This window comes from Intrasporangium flavum, assembly GCF_001956915.1.
GTDB lineage: Bacteria > Actinomycetota > Actinomycetes > Actinomycetales > Dermatophilaceae > Monashia > Monashia flava.
On sequence record NZ_MLJO01000003.1, the window covers coordinates 158,025 to 175,203 of the forward strand.

Sequence of the window (17,179 nt, forward strand, 5' to 3'; positions counted from 1 at the left end):
GTGCGCTCACCTCGAGGCGACCGAAGCCGCGACCGACGCAGCGAGCCGGGCCGCCGTCGCGGCCGGCGGAGGCGGCAGCGTGGGCACCGTGATGCACGAGCGCTCGACCGGCGCCTGCTGGACGACGAGGTCCCGCCGACCGACCGCGACCGCCACGAGGTTGTCGGCGCTGACGGTCCCGGCGCGCAGGTAGTCGGAGTGGCCCGTCGAGGTCCGAGCAGGGTCCTCGGCACCGGATCCGATGCCGTGCCAGAGGTTGCAGCCGGCAGCGGGGTCCTTGAGAGCGGTCGTCGACAGCGACGTCCCGCCGGCGACCGTGTCGGGGTTCGCGCCGAGCGGCCGCCACCCGGGATGGGCGACGAGGTCGTGCCCGGCCGCGAGCACGTTGAACGACCCCGCCTTGAGACCGATCCGTTCGATGCGGTCGAAGGGCACGCCGGGAGACCCGAACACGGCGACGTCATCGACCGGGCTGTCCTGCAGCAGAGCGTTGCCCGCCAGGACGGATCCGTAGGAGTGCGCCCAGAGGGTCTGGTGGACGGGTCGGTCGCGCGCCGCTCCCAGACCCGTGAGGAAGGCGGCGAGCTCGTCGGCGTTGTCGCGGGCGATCTTCGGGTTGAGCACGCTGCGGTCGATGCTCGTCACGATCTCGTCCGGCTGGGGGGCCTCGTACCCCATCCACGTCACGATGGCGGTGTCGGCTCCCCCTCCCTCCCGAATCGCCTGCTGGCGCAGTGGACTGAACAGGTTGTCGTAGCGTCCGAGGTCATCTCGGGGCGTCGTCGAGAGGCCACCGACGTACGTCACCACGTGATCTGCGGTCTCGACGTCGCCCTGGGCGACGACGACCTTGACCTCGCGACCGGTGGCGTCGAGGAAGAGGAGCCGACGCTGCACACCGTCCTGACGTCCGAGGAGCGCACGGACGGCGCGCAGGTCGTCGACCCGGGCGCGTGCTCGCGCGACCGGATCCACCCCGAACGGGATCGCGGGGTGCTCCTGCTCGGCGGCCAGGGCGGACGCAGCCGCCCGCGCTGCCTCGGCGAGAAGGACGAGGTTGGCCTCGTGGCGCGCTGCGGCCGGGACGCCGTCGCGCGGACCGACCCACTGGGGGTGGTCGCGGATCACGGACCGACGCTCAGCGTCGGTGAGGCAGCGCCACCACGCCGCGGACGCGTAGGCGCCGCTGGCGTCGTTCAGCACGACGGGCGGTGCGGGCACGGCAGCCGCTCCCCGGGCGGCCAGGACCGGCCCGGCCGACGGGCCGCCGCGGGCCAGGACGAGCAGGTCGCGAGCCAGGCCGGTGTCGACGTCGGTCGCGAGACGGACCGCCTGGCGCAGGTAGGTGTGCACCTCGTCGCGCAAGAGCTCGTCACGACGGGCCCCGTGCGCCTCGAGCACCGAGTCGAGCCCGGCGGCGCGGACGGGGAGGAAGAGCGTGCCTTCGTGGTCGACGAACGCCCCGTCGGCCGCGGCACGCGCATCGGCCCGCGCCAGCAGGTCCTGCGCGGCGCGCAGCCGGACGGCAGCCTGCATCACAGAGGTCGACGATGCCGCGAGGCACGCCGCCAGCCGGCCCAGACCCGCCACGAGCGCTGCCGCCCGGACCGCGGCCGCCACCGACGCCGGGCCCGACCAGCTGCGAGCCCGGTGCCGCAGCAACCGGGTGATGACCGCCTCGACGTCGAGCCGGCAGGCGTCGAGCCGTCGTGCAGCGCCGACGAGGACCTCCGGCCGGCTCGACCGGACCTGACCGACGCCGAGCGCCGTCACGGGGTACCGCCGCCCGCCGACATGGACAGCGACGTCGCGGCCCTGCGCTCGACCTCCGCGTACAGCCCTGACGCGGCCTCCAGCGCCGAACCGAGACCGAGCAGCTCGAGCCGAGCGTCGCGGAACCGGTCGCGCCAGGCCCCGACGAGACGGGCCGTCGCCCCAGCGACCGCCCCTCCTGAGAGCCCGGCGGGCAGCTCCGCCACCGCCAGGTCGGCACGCACCGACGCGAGCCGCGCCAGCGCCGCCTCCAGGTCGGCTGCGGCGTCGCCGAGCTCCACGGGGTCCACCTCGTAGCGCATCGCCTCTCCTTCCCGAGAACCCCACCGTAGGAAAGACATTCGGGTGTCGGGATGTCTCATCCACAGGCGACGCGACTCCCCGGCGGGGCCGACACACTCGTCCACAAGGACGCGCTTTCGCAGCCCCGGAGACAGCAGGACGCCGCACCCTCGGGAGGGTGCGGCGTCCGGGCGGACCGGCGGGGTCGAAGCGCCGGGCACGCCAGCCGCTGGAGGTGGAGCCAACGCGGCTGTCGGGATCCGCACGACACGAACGCGCGCGGAGGTCGGGTCAGGTCAGGGAGCCGGGATGACGAGGCGCTGGCCCGCGTGGATCATCGAGGTGGAGAGGGAGTTGGCCAGCTGCAGCTCGACGACCCCCTCCGACACGGGCAGGTCGGGCAGCTCACGGGCGGCGATGCCCGACAGGGTCTGGCCCGACTCGACGGTGATGGAGCGCGGCGCGTCGGCCGCCGAGGCGAGCTGTCCGGCGAGGCCGAGGCCGAGCGCGACCAGCACCGCCGTGACGAAGAGGGTCACGACGAGGCGTCCGAACCGGGTCAGGCGCAGCGGCGGCTGAGCGGCACGGGCCGCGCGGACGGCGTCGCGACCGGTGGGAACGAGAACGAGCTGCGGCCGAGGGCGCGGGACGGAGTCCCCCGACTCCAGCTCACGCTGCTGACGAACGGCCTCGAGTGCGACGACGCTCATGCTGACCTCCCCTTACTGCTGGCTTGCGAACATGTGTTCTATCGAACGTCTGTACGAGTTGTAGCACGTATGTTCGAGGAAGTCGAGACACGCATCGAACACCTGTTTGGCAACTGTGTTCGAACCCCGTACTCTTTCCTCACACCACCAACCACACCAGTCACCACTGACACTGGGTCCGCAGCGGCCCGGATCACGGGCTCTGGGCCGGCGACGAAGGGGACACCATGGGCGTGACCGAGCTTCCCGACCGCGACAAGGGCGACGGCCTGACGCTGCGGCAGCGACGCGTGCTCGAGGTGATCCGCAACTCCGTCGACCGGCGTGGCTACCCGCCGAGCATGCGCGAGATCGGCGAGGCGGTGGGGCTCGCCAGCCCGTCCAGCGTCAGCCACCAGCTCGCCGCGCTCGAGCGCAAGGGCTTCCTGCGCCGCGACCCCAACCGTCCGCGCGCCCTCGAGGTCGTCTCCCCCGACGCCGGTGGCGCCGAGCGCCACGACGCCGAGACCGACGCCGGCGACACGCGTCCGGAGGCCTCGTACGTCCCCGTCCTGGGCAAGATCGCCGCCGGTGTCCCGATCACCGCCGAGGAGGTCGTCGAGGACGTCTTCCCCCTCCCCCGTCAGATCGTCGGCGAGGGCCAGCTGTTCCTGCTCAAGGTCCAGGGCGACTCGATGGTCGACGCCGCGATCTGCGACGGCGACTGGGTCGTCGTGCGCCAGCAGCCGAACGCCGAGAACGGCGACATCGTGGCCGCGATGCTCGACAACGAGGCCACGGTCAAGACCTTCAAGCGCAAGGACGGCCACGTGTGGCTGCTGCCGCACAACGCCGCCTACGACCCGATCGACGGCGACGACGCGACCATCCTCGGCAAGGTCACGGCGGTCCTGCGCCGCGTCTGAAGCTCGCCACCCACGCCTTGCCTGGCGACGCGCCGCGGACCATCCGCGGCGCGTCGCGGCGTATTCGGGGGCCGGGTTCGCCACTCTGAGAGACACACTCGCTCCAGGAGGACGCCATGACCGACCGTCCGGACCGCGACGTCGTCTTCACCTACCGCTACCTCCGCGGCGGGATGGTGGCGATGCTGCTCATGCTGCTGCTCTCGGTCGTGCTCCAGTGGTGGTGGGGCACGAACGGGACGTGCTGGCTCGGCTCGATCAGCGCCTACTACTTCACGCCGGCACGGACGGTCTTCGTCGGCAGCCTGTGCGCGCTCGGAGCCGCGCTCGTCGCGTACAAGGGGCACTCGCCCGCCGAGGACGTCCTGCTCAACTTCTCGGGCTTCATGGCGTTCGTCGTGGCGATGGTGCCGACCGTCCCGGACGAGCGGTGCAGCGTGAGCGGGACGACCAACCCGTTCGCCCTCTCGACGTCGGCGATCTCGGACGCCGTCGACAACAACGTGTGGTCGCTGATCGTCGTCGGTTTCCTCGCGCTCGTCGTGACCGTGTGGCTGCGGCGCGACGAGCTGCTCGACCCGGCGCGACGGCCTCCGCTGCGCACGATGCTCGTGACCGTGGCGTGCAGCGGCGTCATCCTCTTCGAGCTCGTGCTCTTCCTCGTGCTGCCCGACCGGTTCGTCGCACTGAGCCACGGCCTCGCGGCCGCGACGATGGTGGCTGGTGTCATCGCCGTTATGGTGCTCAGCGCCTTCCGGGTGCAGGACCGGCACACCTCGACCGAGGAGGCCCGCACGTACAAGCGCTGGTACCTCGCCATCGCCGCGACGCTCGCGGTGCTGCTCACCGTCACGGTCGTGGCGCACCTGACGGTGCACGGGTTCGACCACGTGATCCTCATCGGCGAGGTCATCATCATCGTGCTCTTCTGCACCTACTGGGTCGTGCAGACCAAGGAGCTGTGGGACGTGCGTGGAACGGCCGAGGTGGAGGCCCGGAAGGTCGGCGCCGTCGCGGGATGATCAGCGATTGCGGACGAGGACGCCGCGGGCCTCCTTGACCGTGATCGGCGTGCCCGGCTGCGGCACGGTCACCGTGTCCGGGATCGCGATCCAGGCACCACCGTTGATCCGGAAGTCGGCACCGAAGGTGACGTCGACCCGCGAGGTGTACGTGCCCGGCTTGCGGTAGGTGTGCACGATGTCGCCGTCCGGGTAGACCCCGCCCGGTGAGGTCGTCGGGCCCTCGCTCGTGCCGTCGCCGAAGCGGTAGACGTAGCTGACGAGCTTGGGCCGGATCTCGACGCGGTAGCCGAACATCGTGGCCGGGTCGACCAGGTCGATCTCGCCCGGCTCGAAACCCGCACTGGCCCAGTCCACCTTGTAGAACGTCTTGAGGTTGACGAGCGTCGTGTTCCCCTTCGGCTGCGTCGAGATCGCACCCTTCGCCCAGTCGGTTCTGTGGAAGGCGGCCGCAATCATCTCGAGGGTAGGAACCGGCTTGGCTCCGGGGACGAGGTTGGGCAAGCAGGAAGACCCGACAAACACCCAGCCGTTAGCGTCTACCTTCACCTCAGGATTTGGCCAGTCCTTCTTGGGCGCAGGCTTCCCATCCGCGTCCACCCAGAAGCGCCAAATGTCGACGAGCGGCCCTCGACCCTCTGCAGGCGTATTCGTTGCGCACGAAGCGACTGCGGCCGCATAGCAAGTTGCGCCCGAGTCCCTCCCACCTACGTCGCATCCAGCAATTGACGACCGATATTTCCAGTGCGGCTTTCGCTGGACGAAGGCCGCTTCATATTCAGCTTTGAGGCGATCCATGTCCCGACGAAGAAGAAGTTTTACTTGGGCGCTGTTTGAATCGGTCGAACCGCCCCAGTCACCTCCGCAGCAGTTCGGATCGCCTTCGCCCCCCGTTGTCGGGGCGAGCGAGACTACGACTGCCATGAGAGCCGCCAGTGGACCGCTCACTTTGTCTGCACTCCGCCGATGTCGCTGACCATCCAGCCCCGATCAGTCCACGCGAGTTGGAAGATATTGCGGAACACCTTCTCGGTCTTTTGGCCCCTGACTTTCCCATCCGTACCAACGATGACGCCAGGTCGTTGATGGATCGTCGCGTCAACGCGCGCTTCGACAGAGGAGGCACTGAGAGTGGTAGCGCGCTGAACTTCGATTGCATCTTCTCGCCATCGCGCACTCGCCTTCTTCAGATCCCGAGCCGTTTGCGCCAAGTTGTCGCAGGAAGGCACGCTGGGCACACACAACGCTTCGATCGGTGATGGGTCGGGAATACGCCAGGACCTATTCACTTGCGCGACGAAGTACTTGGCGAAGGCTTCGGCGCCGGCTTTGTCCTTGGTCTTGGCGGCATCGGGCAGGCCGGCCGGGAAGGCCGGGCCGGCGTTCGTCGTGGCGGTAGCAGGCGGCGTCGACGTCGTCGTGCTCGTCGTCGTGGACGGCACTTGAGCGCTCGTCTGCGCGGGCGCCGGGTCGCTCCCGGTGCAGGCGGCGAGCGAAGCCACGGCCAGCGCCAGCCCCGCGGCGGCGTACGTCATCCTCTGGTGTCTCAGCACGACTGTCGGTCCCCTGTTCGGCGAATCTGTGCCCTGCCCACCGGGCGCAAACGGGCGAAAACGTCATCGAACGCTCCCACAGATCCTGCCCCAAGCGCACCTCGGGCCTCTGCGCCCGTCCACAACCGACGTCAGGACACCGGCGGCTCGTCCCCCACCGCCGCCAGCCACCAGGCCGCTGCGTCACCGTGCTCGGCCAGCTCGGACGGCGTCATCGTCGCCGTCACGCGCAGCCACGACTCCACGCGCCCCAGCCGCCCGAGCCGCAGCGCCGCCGGCAGCGCAGCCCGCATCACCGCGGCCGGCGCCACGTCGCTCCACACCTCGAGCCCCGCGTCGGCGACCCGACGCAGCCGCGGGTCGTCGGGCAAGGCTTCCAGCCGGTGCGCGAGCACGTTGAGCGGCACGAACATCGCCGTGAGCGGGTGGGCGAGGACGGCGTCGCCGAAGTCGAAGAAGCGCATCCCCGACGCCGTCGCGAAGACGTTGTTCGCGTGCAGGTCGTTGTGCACGAGCGCGAGCGGCAGCCCGAGCGCGTCGAGGCCCTCTCCCCACTCGGCCACGCGCGGTGCCCGCGACAGGACGCGCAGCGAGGCCTCGGCGTCGAGGCGTCGCGGGTCGGCGTCGGGCAGCGCGGACAGCTGCGAGGCCCGTGCCACCACGTAGTCCGCGGCGTCGAGCGGGTGCAGCGGCGCCAGACCGGCCCCGACCAGCTCCAAGGTGCACCCGGCGAGCTCGCGCTGCAGGTGCATGGCCTCGGCGACCACCCGACACCACGTGTCGGTGTCGTGGGGGTCGACGGACGCACCGAGCACCTCACCCTGGTCGGGCACGAGGTGCAGGCCACGCGCCGGGTCGACCGCCGCGAGGGGCACGACCCGGTCCGGGGCACAGCGAGCGAGCACTTCGAGGAGCGCCGCCTCGAAGGCCTGGTGCGGGCAGTTCTGCTTCGCCCAGAAGACGTCTCCCCCGGTCGTGCTGGCCCGCCACACCGTCGACCACGGCCGCTGGTGCACCGGCTCGAGCCCGGCGAGCGCACCGGCACCGAGACCCGCCACGGCGTCGGCGACCCACCCGCGCAGCTCGGCAGCGAACGCGTCCGAGGTCCACCGCGTCGACGGTCCCTCACCAGCGGGCGGGAGCGCCGTCCACCAACGCTCGCCCGACGCGTCGGCCGCGCCGTCGGTCGATACCACCTCAGTGGCCCAGGGCCGCACGCAGCCGCGGCAGCATCTCGCCGAGCGGGGCGTGCAGGCGGATCGTGGCCTCGGCGTCGCCGCGAGTCGCCGACCGGGTGACGATCGCGACGGGGACGCCGCGCTGGTGGGCCCGTCGGACGAACCGGTAGCCGCTCATGACGGCGAGTGACGACCCCAGCACGAGCACCGCACCCGCCGACTCGACGAGCCCGAAGCACCTCTCCACCAACGGTTTCGGCACGGACTCACCGAAGAAAACGACGTCCGGCTTCACCGTGTCGTGGTCGCAGACCAGGCACCGAGGGGCGTGGAAGGAGGCCACGAGCTCGTCGGCGAGGACGATGTCGCCGTCGGGCCGCACCTGCTCGCCCCACTGCGACCCCACGGCGGCCGCCGCCTCCGAGAAGCGGTCCATGAAGCCGGGGTTGGCCTCGGTCATCCGCTCGTGCAGACCGACGCGGGAGGTGAACTCGCCGCACGTCAGGCACACGGCGCGGTCAAGGGAGCCGTGCAGCTCGACGACGTCGCGCGCCCCCGCCGCCTGGTGCAGGCCGTCGACGTTCTGCGTGATGACGGGGCCGACGTAACCGGCGTGCTGCAGCTCGGCGACGACCCGGTGGCCCTCGTTCGGCGACGCCGCGTTGAACCGCAGCCAGCCGATGTAGCTGCGCGCCCAGTACCGACGCCGCGCCTCGCTCGAGCCGGCGAACTCCCCGTACGTCATCGGCTCGACCCGCCGCGTGCCGTCGGGTCCGCGGTAGTCGGGGATGCCGCTGTCGGTCGACAGCCCCGCCCCGCTGAGCACGACGACGTCGCCGGCGCTGACGAGGTCGACGAGGTCGTCGAACGTGCCGAGGTCGCTCACCTCGAGCGGCAGTCGCCGCGAGGTGGCCAGACGCGTCAGCACCCCGCCGTCGCGAGCGGGCTCGGACTCCTGGGGCACGTGCACCGGGACAGCGTACGCGGGGCGCCCCGCCGTCCCATGCCCATCGTGCCGTGGATCGCTGTTTTCCATAATCGTCGGTTATGATACGCGCATGATCGATGCTGCGGGACTTCGGGTCATGAAGGCCATCGCCGACGAGGGGAGCTTCACCAGCGCCGCCAACGCGCTCGGCTTCACCCAGCCGGCCATCTCCCAGATGGTGCGCCGCCTCGAGCAGCGCACCGGCACCGTCCTCGTCGAGCGCTACGGCCGCCAGGTCCGCCTCACCGAGGCCGGGCAGGTGCTGGCCCGGCACGCCGTCGGCGTTCTCGCCGCCCTCGACGCCGCCGAGGAGGAGATCACCGCCATCGCCGGCCTGCGTGCCGGACGCGTCCGCCTCCAGGCCTTCCCCAGCTCGTCGGCCACGCTCGTGCCCAAGACGCTCGCCATCCTCAAGGCCAAGCACCCCGACATCACCGTCACCTTCAGCGAGGCCGAGCCGCCCGAGTCGCTCGCCGCGCTGCGCAACGGCGACTGCGACGTCGCCGTGGCCTTCGCCTACGAGGGCGCCGACCTCGGCGAGCTCGAGGAGGACCTCTCGCTGCTCGTGACCCGCCGCCTCATGGACGACGAGGTCCGTCTCGTCGTCCCCGGCGGCCACGCCCACGCGGGCGACGCGTCGGCCTCCCTCGTCGACTTCTCCGGCGACGACTGGATCGCCGGGTGCCCGCGCTGCCGCGGACACCTGCTCTCCCTCGCCGACCACGCCGGCTTCCGCCCGAACGTCGCCTTCGAGACCGAGGACTACGTCGCCCAGCTCGGCCTCGTCACCGCGGGCCTCGGCGTCGCCCTGGTGCCCGACCTCATCCTCAACGCGGCCAAGCACGACGAGGTCGCGACGCTGCCCCTCTCCCCCGCCTCGCGACGGCAGATCCTCGCCGTCACGACGCCGGACCTGCAGCGGGTGCCCGCCGTCGCGGCCGCCCTCGACGCCCTGTGCGAGGCCGCCGGCGCCGACCCCAGCCTCTCCACCGCCGAGCTCGTGGGCGCCTCGCGCGGCTGACGCCCCTCCCCACCGGCGTCGTCGCCCCGCGTCGAGGGCCGATCGTCGGCACAATGGCGTCATGACCCGGGTCGCGCTCGCCGCCACCGGTCCCGCCGCGCTCCGTGCCGGCCTCGAGGTGGCCGCCGACGGTGGCACCGCGGTCGACGCCGCCCTCGCCGCCGCGCTGTCGGCGATGAGCACCGAGCCCGGCATCGTCAGCCTCATGGGCGGCGCGTTCGTCAACGTGTGGCCCGTCGGCGAGGACCCGGTCGTCGTCGACGGCAACGTCGAGATGCCCGGTCGAGGGCTCGACGCGTCCGCCTTCGGCCGGGGCATCCGCACCGTCCACACCGACTACGGCGGCGGCGTGTCGATGGGCGCCGGCCACGGCTCGGTCGCCAACTCCGGTGCCGTGCCGGCCCTCGCGCTCGCCAGCGAGCGCTGGGGGGCCCTGCCGTGGCGTCGCCTCGTCGAGCCGTCGGTCCGCGCGTGCCGTGAGGGCTACCGCATCGGGGCGTCCGCCGCGCTCTACCTCGGCCTCGTCCGCGACGCCCTCTTCGGGCAGGACGCCGAGGCCCACGCCCTCGTCACCGGCGCCGACGGCGGGGCGCTCCAGCCCGGGGAGACCTCCACCAACCCCGACCTCGCCGAGATCCTCGAGCTGCTTGCGGCGCAAGGCGCCCCGCTCTTCTCCACCGGTGCGGTCGGACGCGTGCTCGTCGAGGAGATGGCCGCCCACGGCGGGCTCGTCACCGAGGCCGACCTCGTCGCCTACCGGGCCGTCCCCCGCCGGCCGACGCTGCGACGCGTCGGCGACTGGAGCGTCGCGCTCAACCCGCCGCCGTCGGTCGGCGGCCCGATGCTCGCCGTCATGCTCGGCGAGCTCGCCCACCACGAGGCGTGGACCTGGACCGAGGTCATCGAGATCCAGCGTCGGGTGCTCGCCTACCGTGTCGGCGTCCACGACCACTCGCAGGACCTCGAGGGCGACGGGCACGCGCTCCTCGCGGCCGTCGAGCGGTACGGGCTGGCGGGCCTGCCGACGTCCGCCTCCACGGCGCACGTCTCGGCCGTCGACGAGTACGGAAACGCCTGTGCCGTCACGATGTCCGCCGGTTACGGCGCCGGGATGGTCGTGCCCGGCACCGGCATCCTGCTCAACAACGCCCTCGGCGAGCCCGAGCTCAACCGGCTGGGCCTGCACGCCGTCGCACCGGGCACGAGGCTGGCCTCGAACATGGCGCCGACGACGGCGCGGGGGGCGACCGGTGGCGCTCTCGCCGTCGGCTCCCCCGGAGCTGACCGCATCACCACGGCCCTGATGCAGGTGCTCGGACAGGCACTGCTGCACCACGAGCCCCTCCAGTCGGCCATCGACGACCCGCGCCTGCACGTCCGCTTCACCGACGACGGCAGCCCGCGCGTCGAGCACGAGCCCTCCGCGGCCATCGCCGCCGCGGTGCGGGAGTCCGGGCTGCCGTCGCACGTCTACCCGGGGGTGCACATGTACTTCGGCGGAGTCGGCGCCGCCCTGCTCGGTCCGGACGGGCTCGTCGCGGCGGGTGACGCGCGACGGGAGGCCGCCGTGGGGGTATCCCCTTGAGGCGGCTCCCATCCGGACGGACACCGGCGCCGAACCGCACCCGACACCCGTGAACCGTGACCGGACGACCGCCGACGGCGGCCCACCGGACCGCCCCCGACGAGAGGCCGACCCGATGACGACGACCGACGACCGCCCCACCGCGACCCCAACGGCCCCCGCGTCGGCCCCCGCGTCGGCGCCCGTGCCGTCGGGGGTGGCGTCCCGCCTCGCCGAGGTCGTCGCCCCGCTCTTCGGCGGCACGCTGCCGGTGCGGCTGCGCGCCTGGGACGGCAGCCTCGCCGGCCCCGCCGACGCACCGACCGTCGTCCTGCGCGACCCCGCGGCCCTGCGCCGCCTCGTGCGCCACCCCGGCGAGCTCGGACTCGCACAGGCGTACGTCACCGGCGAGCTCGACGTCGAGGGCGACCTGCTCGACGGCTTCCGGCGCGTCTGGGCCCTGGCCCGCGAGCGCGGCGCCGGCGCCCTGAGCCCCGCGACGCTCGCCGCCGTGGCGCCGCGTGCCGTCCGCACGGCGCTCGAGCTCGGCGTCGTCGGGCTGCCCCCGGAGCCTCCGGTGTCGCAGGCCCGCCTCCGCGGACGCCTGCACACCAAGGCCCGCGACCGCAGCGCCATCGAGCACCACTACAACCTGAGCAACGAGTTCTACTCCCTCATCCTCGACCCGCACATGGCCTACTCGTGCGGCTACTGGACGAGCACCGACCCGGGCTACACCGTCGAGGACGCCCAGCGCGACAAGCTCGACCTCGTGTGCCGCAAGCTCGGCATCGAGCCCGGCGGCCGGCACCTCGACATCGGCTGCGGCTGGGGCTCGCTGTCGCTGCACGCTGCCGAGCACTACGGCGCTCGGGTCGTCGGCGTGACGATCTCCAGCGAGCAGAAGGCGTTCATCGACGCCCGGATCCGGGAGCGCGGCCTCGCCGACCGCGTCGAGATCCGGCTGCAGGACTACCGCGAGGTGCCCGACGGGCCGTTCGACACGGTGTCCTCCATCGAGATGGGCGAGCACGTCGGCAAGGAGAACTACCCGACGTTCACGGCGCAGATCCACCGGTTGCTGCGGCCCGGCGGGCGCGCGCTCATCCAGCAGATGTCGCGCACCACCCGGCCCGGCGGCGGCCCCTTCATCGAGGCCTTCATCGCGCCCGACATGCACATGCGTCCCGTCGGCGAGACCGTCGACCTCTTCGAGCGGGCGGGCCTCGAGGTGCGCGACGTCCATGCCCTGCGCGAGCACTACGTGTGGACCGTCAACGCCTGGTACGACACGTTCGAGGCCAACTGGGACCGCGTCGTCGAGATGGTCGGCGAGGAGGTCGGACGCGTGTGGCGGCTCTACCTCGTCGGCGGCGCCCTCGCCTTCGAGGAGGGTCGGATGGGCGTCGACCAGATCCTCGCGGTGAAGCCGGCCCGCGACGGCCGCAGCGGCATGCCGCCGGTCCGGGCCTGGTGACCTCGGTGGTCGTGCGCACCCTCCTGCTCACCGCCCTGACCGTCGCCGTCGTCCTCGGCGTCACCTTCGCGGTGGCGCTGCGCGCCGGCAAGCAGGCCGTCATCGACGTGACCTGGGGGCTGGGCTTCGTCGCGATCGCGATCACGGCATTCGTGTCGACCCTCGGTCACGGTGACCCGGTGCGACGCTGGCTGGCGCTCCTCCTCACCGCCGCGTGGGGCCTGCGGCTGGCCGGGCACATCTTCGCCCGGTCGCGCGGCAAGGGCGAGGACCCCCGGTACGAGGCGCTCCTCGCCCGCGCACCCGGCAACCCGAACACCTATGCGCTCCAGCGGATCTACCTGCCGCAGGGCATCATCATGTGGTTCGTCTCGCTGCCCGTGCAGGTCGCCATGTTCGTCGAGGGCGGCATCGGCTGGGTGCTTTGGCTCGGCGTCGCGGTGTGGGCGGTCGGCCTCTTCTTCGAGACCGTGGGAGACCTGCAGCTCACCCGCTTCCGCGACGAGCCGTCCAACAAGGGCAAGGTGCTCGACACCGGGCTGTGGCACTACACCCGCCACCCCAACTACTTCGGCGACGCGTGCGTGTGGACGGGGCTGTTCCTCGTCGCCGCGAGCGCCTGGCCCGGCGTGCTCACCGTGCTCTCGCCCGCCGTCATGGTCTGGAACCTCTACGCGGGGACGGGAAAGAAGCTGCTGGAGAAGGACATCGGCGAGCGCCGCCCGCAGTACGCCGACTACGTCCGACGCACGAGCGGCTTCTTCCCGTGGCCGCCGAAGAAGAGGGCGGTGGGCTGAGCCGTGCGCCCCGACCTCGCCGCCGCCCTCGACCTCAGCCCCCACCCCGAGGGCGGGTGGTACCGGCAGACCTGGGCCTCGCCCGAGGTGGTGACGCTCGCCGACGGCCGGGTGCGCCCGACGGCGACGCTCATCCACTTCCTCCTGCCTACGGGCGAGTCCTCGGCGTGGCACCGGGTGGCCTCGGACGAGGTCTGGCTCGCGCACACCGGCGCCGTCGTCCTCGAGCTCGGCGGGACCGGCGCGGAGCCGGCCGCGACGGGATCCGTCGTCGTGGGCACCGACGTCGACACCGGGCAGGTGGCGCAGGCGGTCGTGCCGGCGGGCGTCTGGCAGCGGACACGTCCCGGCTCGCAGGACGCCCTCGTCAGTTGTCTCGTCTCCCCCGGCTTCGACTTCGCCGACTTCGAGCTCGCGGACCGGGCGCCCACCGACTGACCCGGTCAGCGGTGCACGGCCCGGACGTCGCCGGCGCCGTCGGTGACGATGGCGACGTCGCCCTCGAGGTCGGTGCGGTGGACCTCGAAACCGCGCGCGTCGAGGGCCCGGAGCGTCGCCGGCGCCGGGTGGCCGTAGTCGTTGCCGGCGCCGACGCTGATCAGGGCGAGGCGCCCGGCCACGGCGTCGAGGAGCCGGTCGTCGCGGTTGGAGGACCCGTGGTGGGCCACCTTGAGCACGTCGACGCGACCCCACCGGGCCGGGTCGAGGGCGGCCTCGCGGACGACCGCGGCCGCCGCCTCGCGCTCGACGTCGCCCGCGAGCAGGACGGTGACGCCGCGCACGTGCAGCGTCAGCACGACTGACGCGTTGTTCGGCACCGACCCGGCGTCGATGCGGCGACCCGGCCACCACACCTCGGCCGTGACCGGCCCGACGGCGAGCCGGTCGCCCGCGCGGAGCGTGCCGAGCCGCGCCCCCGCGGACCGGGCGAGCCGGCCGACCCGATCGGCCTCGTCGGCCGGGTCGGCGACCCAGGAGGTGCGCACCTCGGCGACCGGCCGGTCGAGCACGCCGGCAAGGCCGTCGACGTGGTCGGCGTGGAAGTGGGTCAGCACGACGAGGTCGACGACGCGCACCCCGAGCCGGTCGAGGCAGCCACGCATCAGGTCGGGCTCGGGCCCGGTGTCGACGACGACGGCGTGACCGTCCCCGGCGTCGACGACGAGGCCGTCGCCCTGGCCGACGTCGCACGCCACGACGACCCAGCCCGGCGGCGGCCACGACAGCACGCTCGTCGGGGTGGCGCCGCCGGCCACGAGGACGACGGCAGCCACCGCCGCGAGCGGCCGGTGCCGCCCGCGGTGCCAGGCCCAGGGCCCGACGAGCAGCGCCGCGAGCGACACCACCGCCAGCAGCACCGCAGCGGGTGCGGAGTCGCCCCACGGCACCGAGCCTGCCGGGAGGCCGGCGCACCACCGCGCGACGGCGGCGATCCCCTGGGCCGGCACCGCCGCCGCCCAGGCGAGCACGGCCGCGACGGGCACGCCCACGGTCGCGACGACGGCGACGACGACACCGACGATCGTGGTCGGGGCGACGAGCGGCGCCGCCAGCAGGTTGGCGAGCACCCCGACGACGGAGACGCTGCCCTGCAGCGGCGCCACGAGCGGCGCACACACGACCTGGGCGGCCACCGGTACCGCGACGACGGGACCGAGCGGCGCCAGCCGCCGCGGCAGCACCGCGGCGATGCGCTCGCCCCACGGGCGGGCGAGGACGAGCAGCCCGAGGGTGGCGACGGCGGACAGCGCGAAGCCGAACGACCGCGAGAGCCACGGGTCCCACACGAGCAGGACGGCCACGGCGCCGGCGAGCGCCGGTACCCCGGCACGGCGCCGCGACGTGGACAGTGCGAGGAGGCCGACACACCCCATGACGGCCGCGCGCACGACGCTCGGCTCCGGTCGCGCCAGGGCCACGAAGCCGACGAGCAGCACGAGGGCGACGGCCGGACGCCAGCGCCGCGGCACGCGCAGCACGCCGCACAGGCCCAGGCCGGCCCCGAGCACGAGCGTGACGTTGGTGCCGGACACCGCGGAGAGGTGGCTCAGCCCGGTGGCCCGCATCGCCTCGGTGAGGTCGCTCGGCGTTCCCGACGTGTCGCCGACGACGAGCGCCGGCACGAGGCCACGAGCATCGGGCCACACGCCCGCCGTCGCGTCCCGGAAGCGTTCGCGGACGTGGTCGGCGGCCTCGACGAGGGCGCCCGGACCGTCCCGGAGCCGTGGTGCGCCGGTGGCCGACACGACTGCCACGACGTCGTCGCCCGGTTGCGACGGTGAGAGGCGGCCGACGACGACGATCTCGTCACGCCAGCCCACGTCGGACCACCCGGGACCCCAGCCGATGAGGAGGACCGGGGTCGACACGGCGCTGCTGCGTCCGCGCCCGGTGACCTGCTCGGCGTCGAGGCGCACGACCCAGAGGGGCGGGCCGGCGCGCTCCGGAGCCGACAGGTCGGTCCCGGTCGGCCGGGGGTCGGCCGCCACCCGTCCGACGAGGGTCACGACGGCCTGCTCGTCGGCGAGCTGCGCCACCGGCCCTGCCGACCGGATCGCGCGGTGACCGGCGGCCGCGCCCAGCAGGAGCGCGACGACGGCGAGCGTCGCGGCGGCGAGCCGGGCCCACGCGGGCACGCGCCCTCGTCCCGGCGCCCGGACCGCCAGGACCGCCAAGACGACGAGTGCGACGCCGAGGACGAGGCACGTCGCGGCTGCCAGGACGACGCCGGCCCCGGGGGCGGTCAGCCCCCAGAACGCGACGACCGGCCACGCGACGACGACCGGGACGAGCAGCCGCACGTCGAGCAGCCCGGCCGTGCGCGCCGCCCGGTGTCGAGCCGCCGTCCCCCGTGAGCCGCTGTCGGTCACAGGGTGACCTTGGGGCGCAGCCGCTCCATGAGCTTGTCGCCGATCCCGCTCACCTCGCCGAGCTCGTCGACGGAGGTGAACCGGCCGTGCTCGGTGCGCCAGTCGAGGATGCGCTGCGCGAGGACCGGTCCCACGCCGGGAAGCGTGTCGAGCGCGGCGAGGTCGGCCGTGTTGAGGCTGACGAGCGCTCCCCCGGAACCGCCTCCGGCGTCACCCGTGCCTCCGGACGCTGCGGCCCGGCCGGCGCCCGCGGTGACCGCCTCGCCCGGCCGCGGCACGTGCACCTGCTCGCCGTCGACGACGAGCCGCGCGAGGTTGAGCGCCGAGAGGTCGGCGCCCCGGCGGGCGCCTCCAGCCGCCGTGATGGCGTCGGCCACGCGGCTCCCCGGCGCCAGCCGCACGAGTCCCGGGCGGTTGACCTGCCCGACGACGTGCACGACGAGAGTGGCGGCGGCCGTGGCGGCCGGCGCACCCGCCGACGATGCCGAGGCACCCGAGGGACCCGAGGCACCTGGAGCGGTGGAGACCCCTCCCGCGTCGGGGGTCGAGGTGCCGGTCGACGCCATGACCGACACCGCACGTCCGGGGCCCTCGACCGGGCCCGCAGCCGAGCGCTCCGCCCACAGCACCCGCACGACGAAGGCCGACCCGACGGCGACGACCAGCGCCAGCAGCGACACGACGGCGGTCGTCGACACGCTCCGCCGGCCCGACCGCACCTCGTCGGGGACCGTGAGCAGACCGGGCCGACGCGCCCGGCGCAGGTCGGCGTCGAGACGACGGGTCTGCTCGTCGGCCTCCGACCCCTCCGACCCGTTCAAACCACCGAGCAGGTCACCGACGCCGCCGAGCCCCACCCTCTCGAGCCCGTCGCGGAGGCTGCCGCCGACTCCCTCGTCCTCGCGGTCGTCGGCGGTCTCGAGCACGGCCTCCGCCCTGGTGGGTGGCTCGGGAACCCACCCGGCCGTGTCGCGTCCGTCGGCGAGGATCGCGGCCACGCGGCGCAGGTCGGCGGGACGGCGCGGTCGTCGAGGCATGC

At 73.4% G+C, this 17,179-nt stretch carries 16 protein-coding genes; 7 read left to right on the forward strand and 9 right to left on the reverse strand.

Features of this window, described 5'->3' with window-relative positions; translation table 11 throughout:
* Positions 1–6: 6 nt before the first annotated feature.
* From BIV28_RS02340 to BIV28_RS02350, 3 genes are all read right to left on the reverse strand, one after another.
* On the reverse strand, positions 7–1,773 hold the full coding sequence (locus BIV28_RS02340) for an alpha/beta hydrolase (protein ID WP_076258969.1): 1,767 nt from the start codon (positions 1,771–1,773) through the stop codon (positions 7–9).
* The gene (locus BIV28_RS02345) at positions 1,770–2,075 is read right to left on the reverse strand and encodes a hypothetical protein (RefSeq protein ID WP_076258970.1); all 306 of its coding nucleotides are present in this window, start codon (positions 2,073–2,075) and stop codon (positions 1,770–1,772) included. Before BIV28_RS02345 ends, BIV28_RS02340 begins: the two co-directional genes overlap by 4 nt.
* 276 nt (positions 2,076–2,351) lie before the next feature.
* A complete protein-coding gene (locus BIV28_RS02350; protein ID WP_076258972.1) occupies positions 2,352–2,765 on the reverse strand; it encodes a LysM peptidoglycan-binding domain-containing protein in 414 nt (137 codons plus the stop codon).
* A gap of 227 nt (positions 2,766–2,992) precedes the next feature.
* Here BIV28_RS02350 and lexA point away from each other — a divergent pair, with 227 nt between their 5' ends.
* Together lexA and BIV28_RS02360 are read left to right on the forward strand one after the other, a co-directional pair.
* Complete coding sequence (lexA, locus tag BIV28_RS02355) at positions 2,993–3,670, forward strand: transcriptional repressor LexA (RefSeq protein ID WP_076258974.1); 678 nt, start codon at positions 2,993–2,995, stop codon at positions 3,668–3,670.
* 116 nt (positions 3,671–3,786) lie between these two features.
* Positions 3,787–4,692, forward strand: coding sequence for a hypothetical protein (locus BIV28_RS02360; RefSeq protein WP_076258975.1), 906 nt, complete (start codon positions 3,787–3,789; stop codon positions 4,690–4,692).
* On the opposite strand, the gene BIV28_RS02365 is transcribed toward BIV28_RS02360, so the two are convergent.
* The 4 genes from BIV28_RS02365 to BIV28_RS02380 all read right to left on the reverse strand — a co-directional run bounded on the left by BIV28_RS02365 (position 4,693) and on the right by BIV28_RS02380 (position 8,393).
* Entirely contained in the window at positions 4,693–5,151 is a 459-nt protein-coding gene (locus BIV28_RS02365; RefSeq protein ID WP_076258976.1) for a PKD domain-containing protein, read from the reverse strand. It abuts the gene before it with no gap.
* Positions 5,152–5,636: 485 nt separating this feature from the next.
* A complete protein-coding gene (locus tag BIV28_RS19855; RefSeq protein WP_207555714.1) occupies positions 5,637–6,227 on the reverse strand; it encodes a DUF6318 family protein in 591 nt (196 codons plus the stop codon).
* A 149-nt stretch (positions 6,228–6,376) separates the two neighbouring features.
* Positions 6,377–7,441 (reverse strand): phosphotransferase, encoded by a 1,065-nt coding sequence (locus BIV28_RS02375; protein ID WP_076258978.1) that lies wholly within the window; start codon positions 7,439–7,441, stop codon positions 6,377–6,379.
* A gap of 1 nt (position 7,442) precedes the next feature.
* Entirely contained in the window at positions 7,443–8,393 is a 951-nt protein-coding gene (locus tag BIV28_RS02380) for a Sir2 family NAD-dependent protein deacetylase (RefSeq protein ID WP_242652728.1), read from the reverse strand.
* 88 nt (positions 8,394–8,481) lie between these two features.
* Here BIV28_RS02380 and BIV28_RS02385 point away from each other — a divergent pair, with 88 nt between their 5' ends.
* The 5 genes from BIV28_RS02385 (at position 8,482) to BIV28_RS02405 (ending at position 13,708) form a co-directional block, all read left to right on the forward strand.
* Positions 8,482–9,432 (forward strand): LysR family transcriptional regulator, encoded by a 951-nt coding sequence (locus tag BIV28_RS02385; RefSeq protein ID WP_076258980.1) that lies wholly within the window; start codon positions 8,482–8,484, stop codon positions 9,430–9,432.
* A gap of 61 nt (positions 9,433–9,493) precedes the next feature.
* On the forward strand, positions 9,494–11,017 hold the full coding sequence (locus BIV28_RS02390; protein ID WP_076258982.1) for a gamma-glutamyltransferase: 1,524 nt from the start codon (positions 9,494–9,496) through the stop codon (positions 11,015–11,017).
* 115 nt (positions 11,018–11,132) lie between these two features.
* The gene (locus BIV28_RS02395; protein WP_083707002.1) at positions 11,133–12,473 is read left to right on the forward strand and encodes an SAM-dependent methyltransferase; all 1,341 of its coding nucleotides are present in this window, start codon (positions 11,133–11,135) and stop codon (positions 12,471–12,473) included.
* 11 nt (positions 12,474–12,484) lie between these two features.
* Positions 12,485–13,270, forward strand: a complete 786-nt coding sequence (locus BIV28_RS02400) for a DUF1295 domain-containing protein (protein ID WP_242652729.1) — start codon at positions 12,485–12,487, stop codon at positions 13,268–13,270.
* Between the two features lie 3 nt (positions 13,271–13,273).
* On the forward strand, positions 13,274–13,708 hold the full coding sequence (locus BIV28_RS02405) for a cupin domain-containing protein (RefSeq protein WP_076258984.1): 435 nt from the start codon (positions 13,274–13,276) through the stop codon (positions 13,706–13,708).
* A gap of 5 nt (positions 13,709–13,713) precedes the next feature.
* Here BIV28_RS02405 and BIV28_RS02410 read toward each other — a convergent pair whose 3' ends face one another.
* Both BIV28_RS02410 and BIV28_RS20180 read right to left on the reverse strand, forming a co-directional pair.
* Positions 13,714–16,140, reverse strand: a complete 2,427-nt coding sequence (locus BIV28_RS02410; protein WP_083706965.1) for a ComEC/Rec2 family competence protein — start codon at positions 16,138–16,140, stop codon at positions 13,714–13,716.
* On the reverse strand, positions 16,137–17,177 hold the full coding sequence (locus BIV28_RS20180; RefSeq protein ID WP_242652730.1) for a ComEA family DNA-binding protein: 1,041 nt from the start codon (positions 17,175–17,177) through the stop codon (positions 16,137–16,139). Before BIV28_RS20180 ends, BIV28_RS02410 begins: the two co-directional genes overlap by 4 nt.
* Positions 17,178–17,179: the final 2 nt, after the last annotated feature.

What these genes read in the sequence shown, in the direction of transcription:
- BIV28_RS02345 (WP_076258970.1), bottom strand. Translation starts at nt 2,075, where the DNA reads ATGCGCTACGAGGTGGACCCCGTGGAGCTCGGCGACGCCGCAGCCGAC.
- BIV28_RS02350 (WP_076258972.1), bottom strand. Translation starts at nt 2,765, where the DNA reads ATGAGCGTCGTCGCACTCGAGGCCGTTCGTCAGCAGCGTGAGCTGGAG.
- lexA (WP_076258974.1), top strand. Translation starts at nt 2,993, where the DNA reads ATGGGCGTGACCGAGCTTCCCGACCGCGACAAGGGCGACGGCCTGACG.
- BIV28_RS02360 (WP_076258975.1), top strand. Translation starts at nt 3,787, where the DNA reads ATGACCGACCGTCCGGACCGCGACGTCGTCTTCACCTACCGCTACCTC.
- BIV28_RS02365 (WP_076258976.1), bottom strand. Translation starts at nt 5,151, where the DNA reads ATGATTGCGGCCGCCTTCCACAGAACCGACTGGGCGAAGGGTGCGATC.
- BIV28_RS19855 (WP_207555714.1), bottom strand. Translation starts at nt 6,227, where the DNA reads ATGACGTACGCCGCCGCGGGGCTGGCGCTGGCCGTGGCTTCGCTCGCC.
- BIV28_RS02385 (WP_076258980.1), top strand. Translation starts at nt 8,482, where the DNA reads ATGATCGATGCTGCGGGACTTCGGGTCATGAAGGCCATCGCCGACGAG.
- BIV28_RS02390 (WP_076258982.1), top strand. Translation starts at nt 9,494, where the DNA reads ATGACCCGGGTCGCGCTCGCCGCCACCGGTCCCGCCGCGCTCCGTGCC.
- BIV28_RS02395 (WP_083707002.1), top strand. Translation starts at nt 11,133, where the DNA reads ATGACGACGACCGACGACCGCCCCACCGCGACCCCAACGGCCCCCGCG.
- BIV28_RS20180 (WP_242652730.1), bottom strand. Translation starts at nt 17,177, where the DNA reads ATGCCTCGACGACCGCGCCGTCCCGCCGACCTGCGCCGCGTGGCCGCG.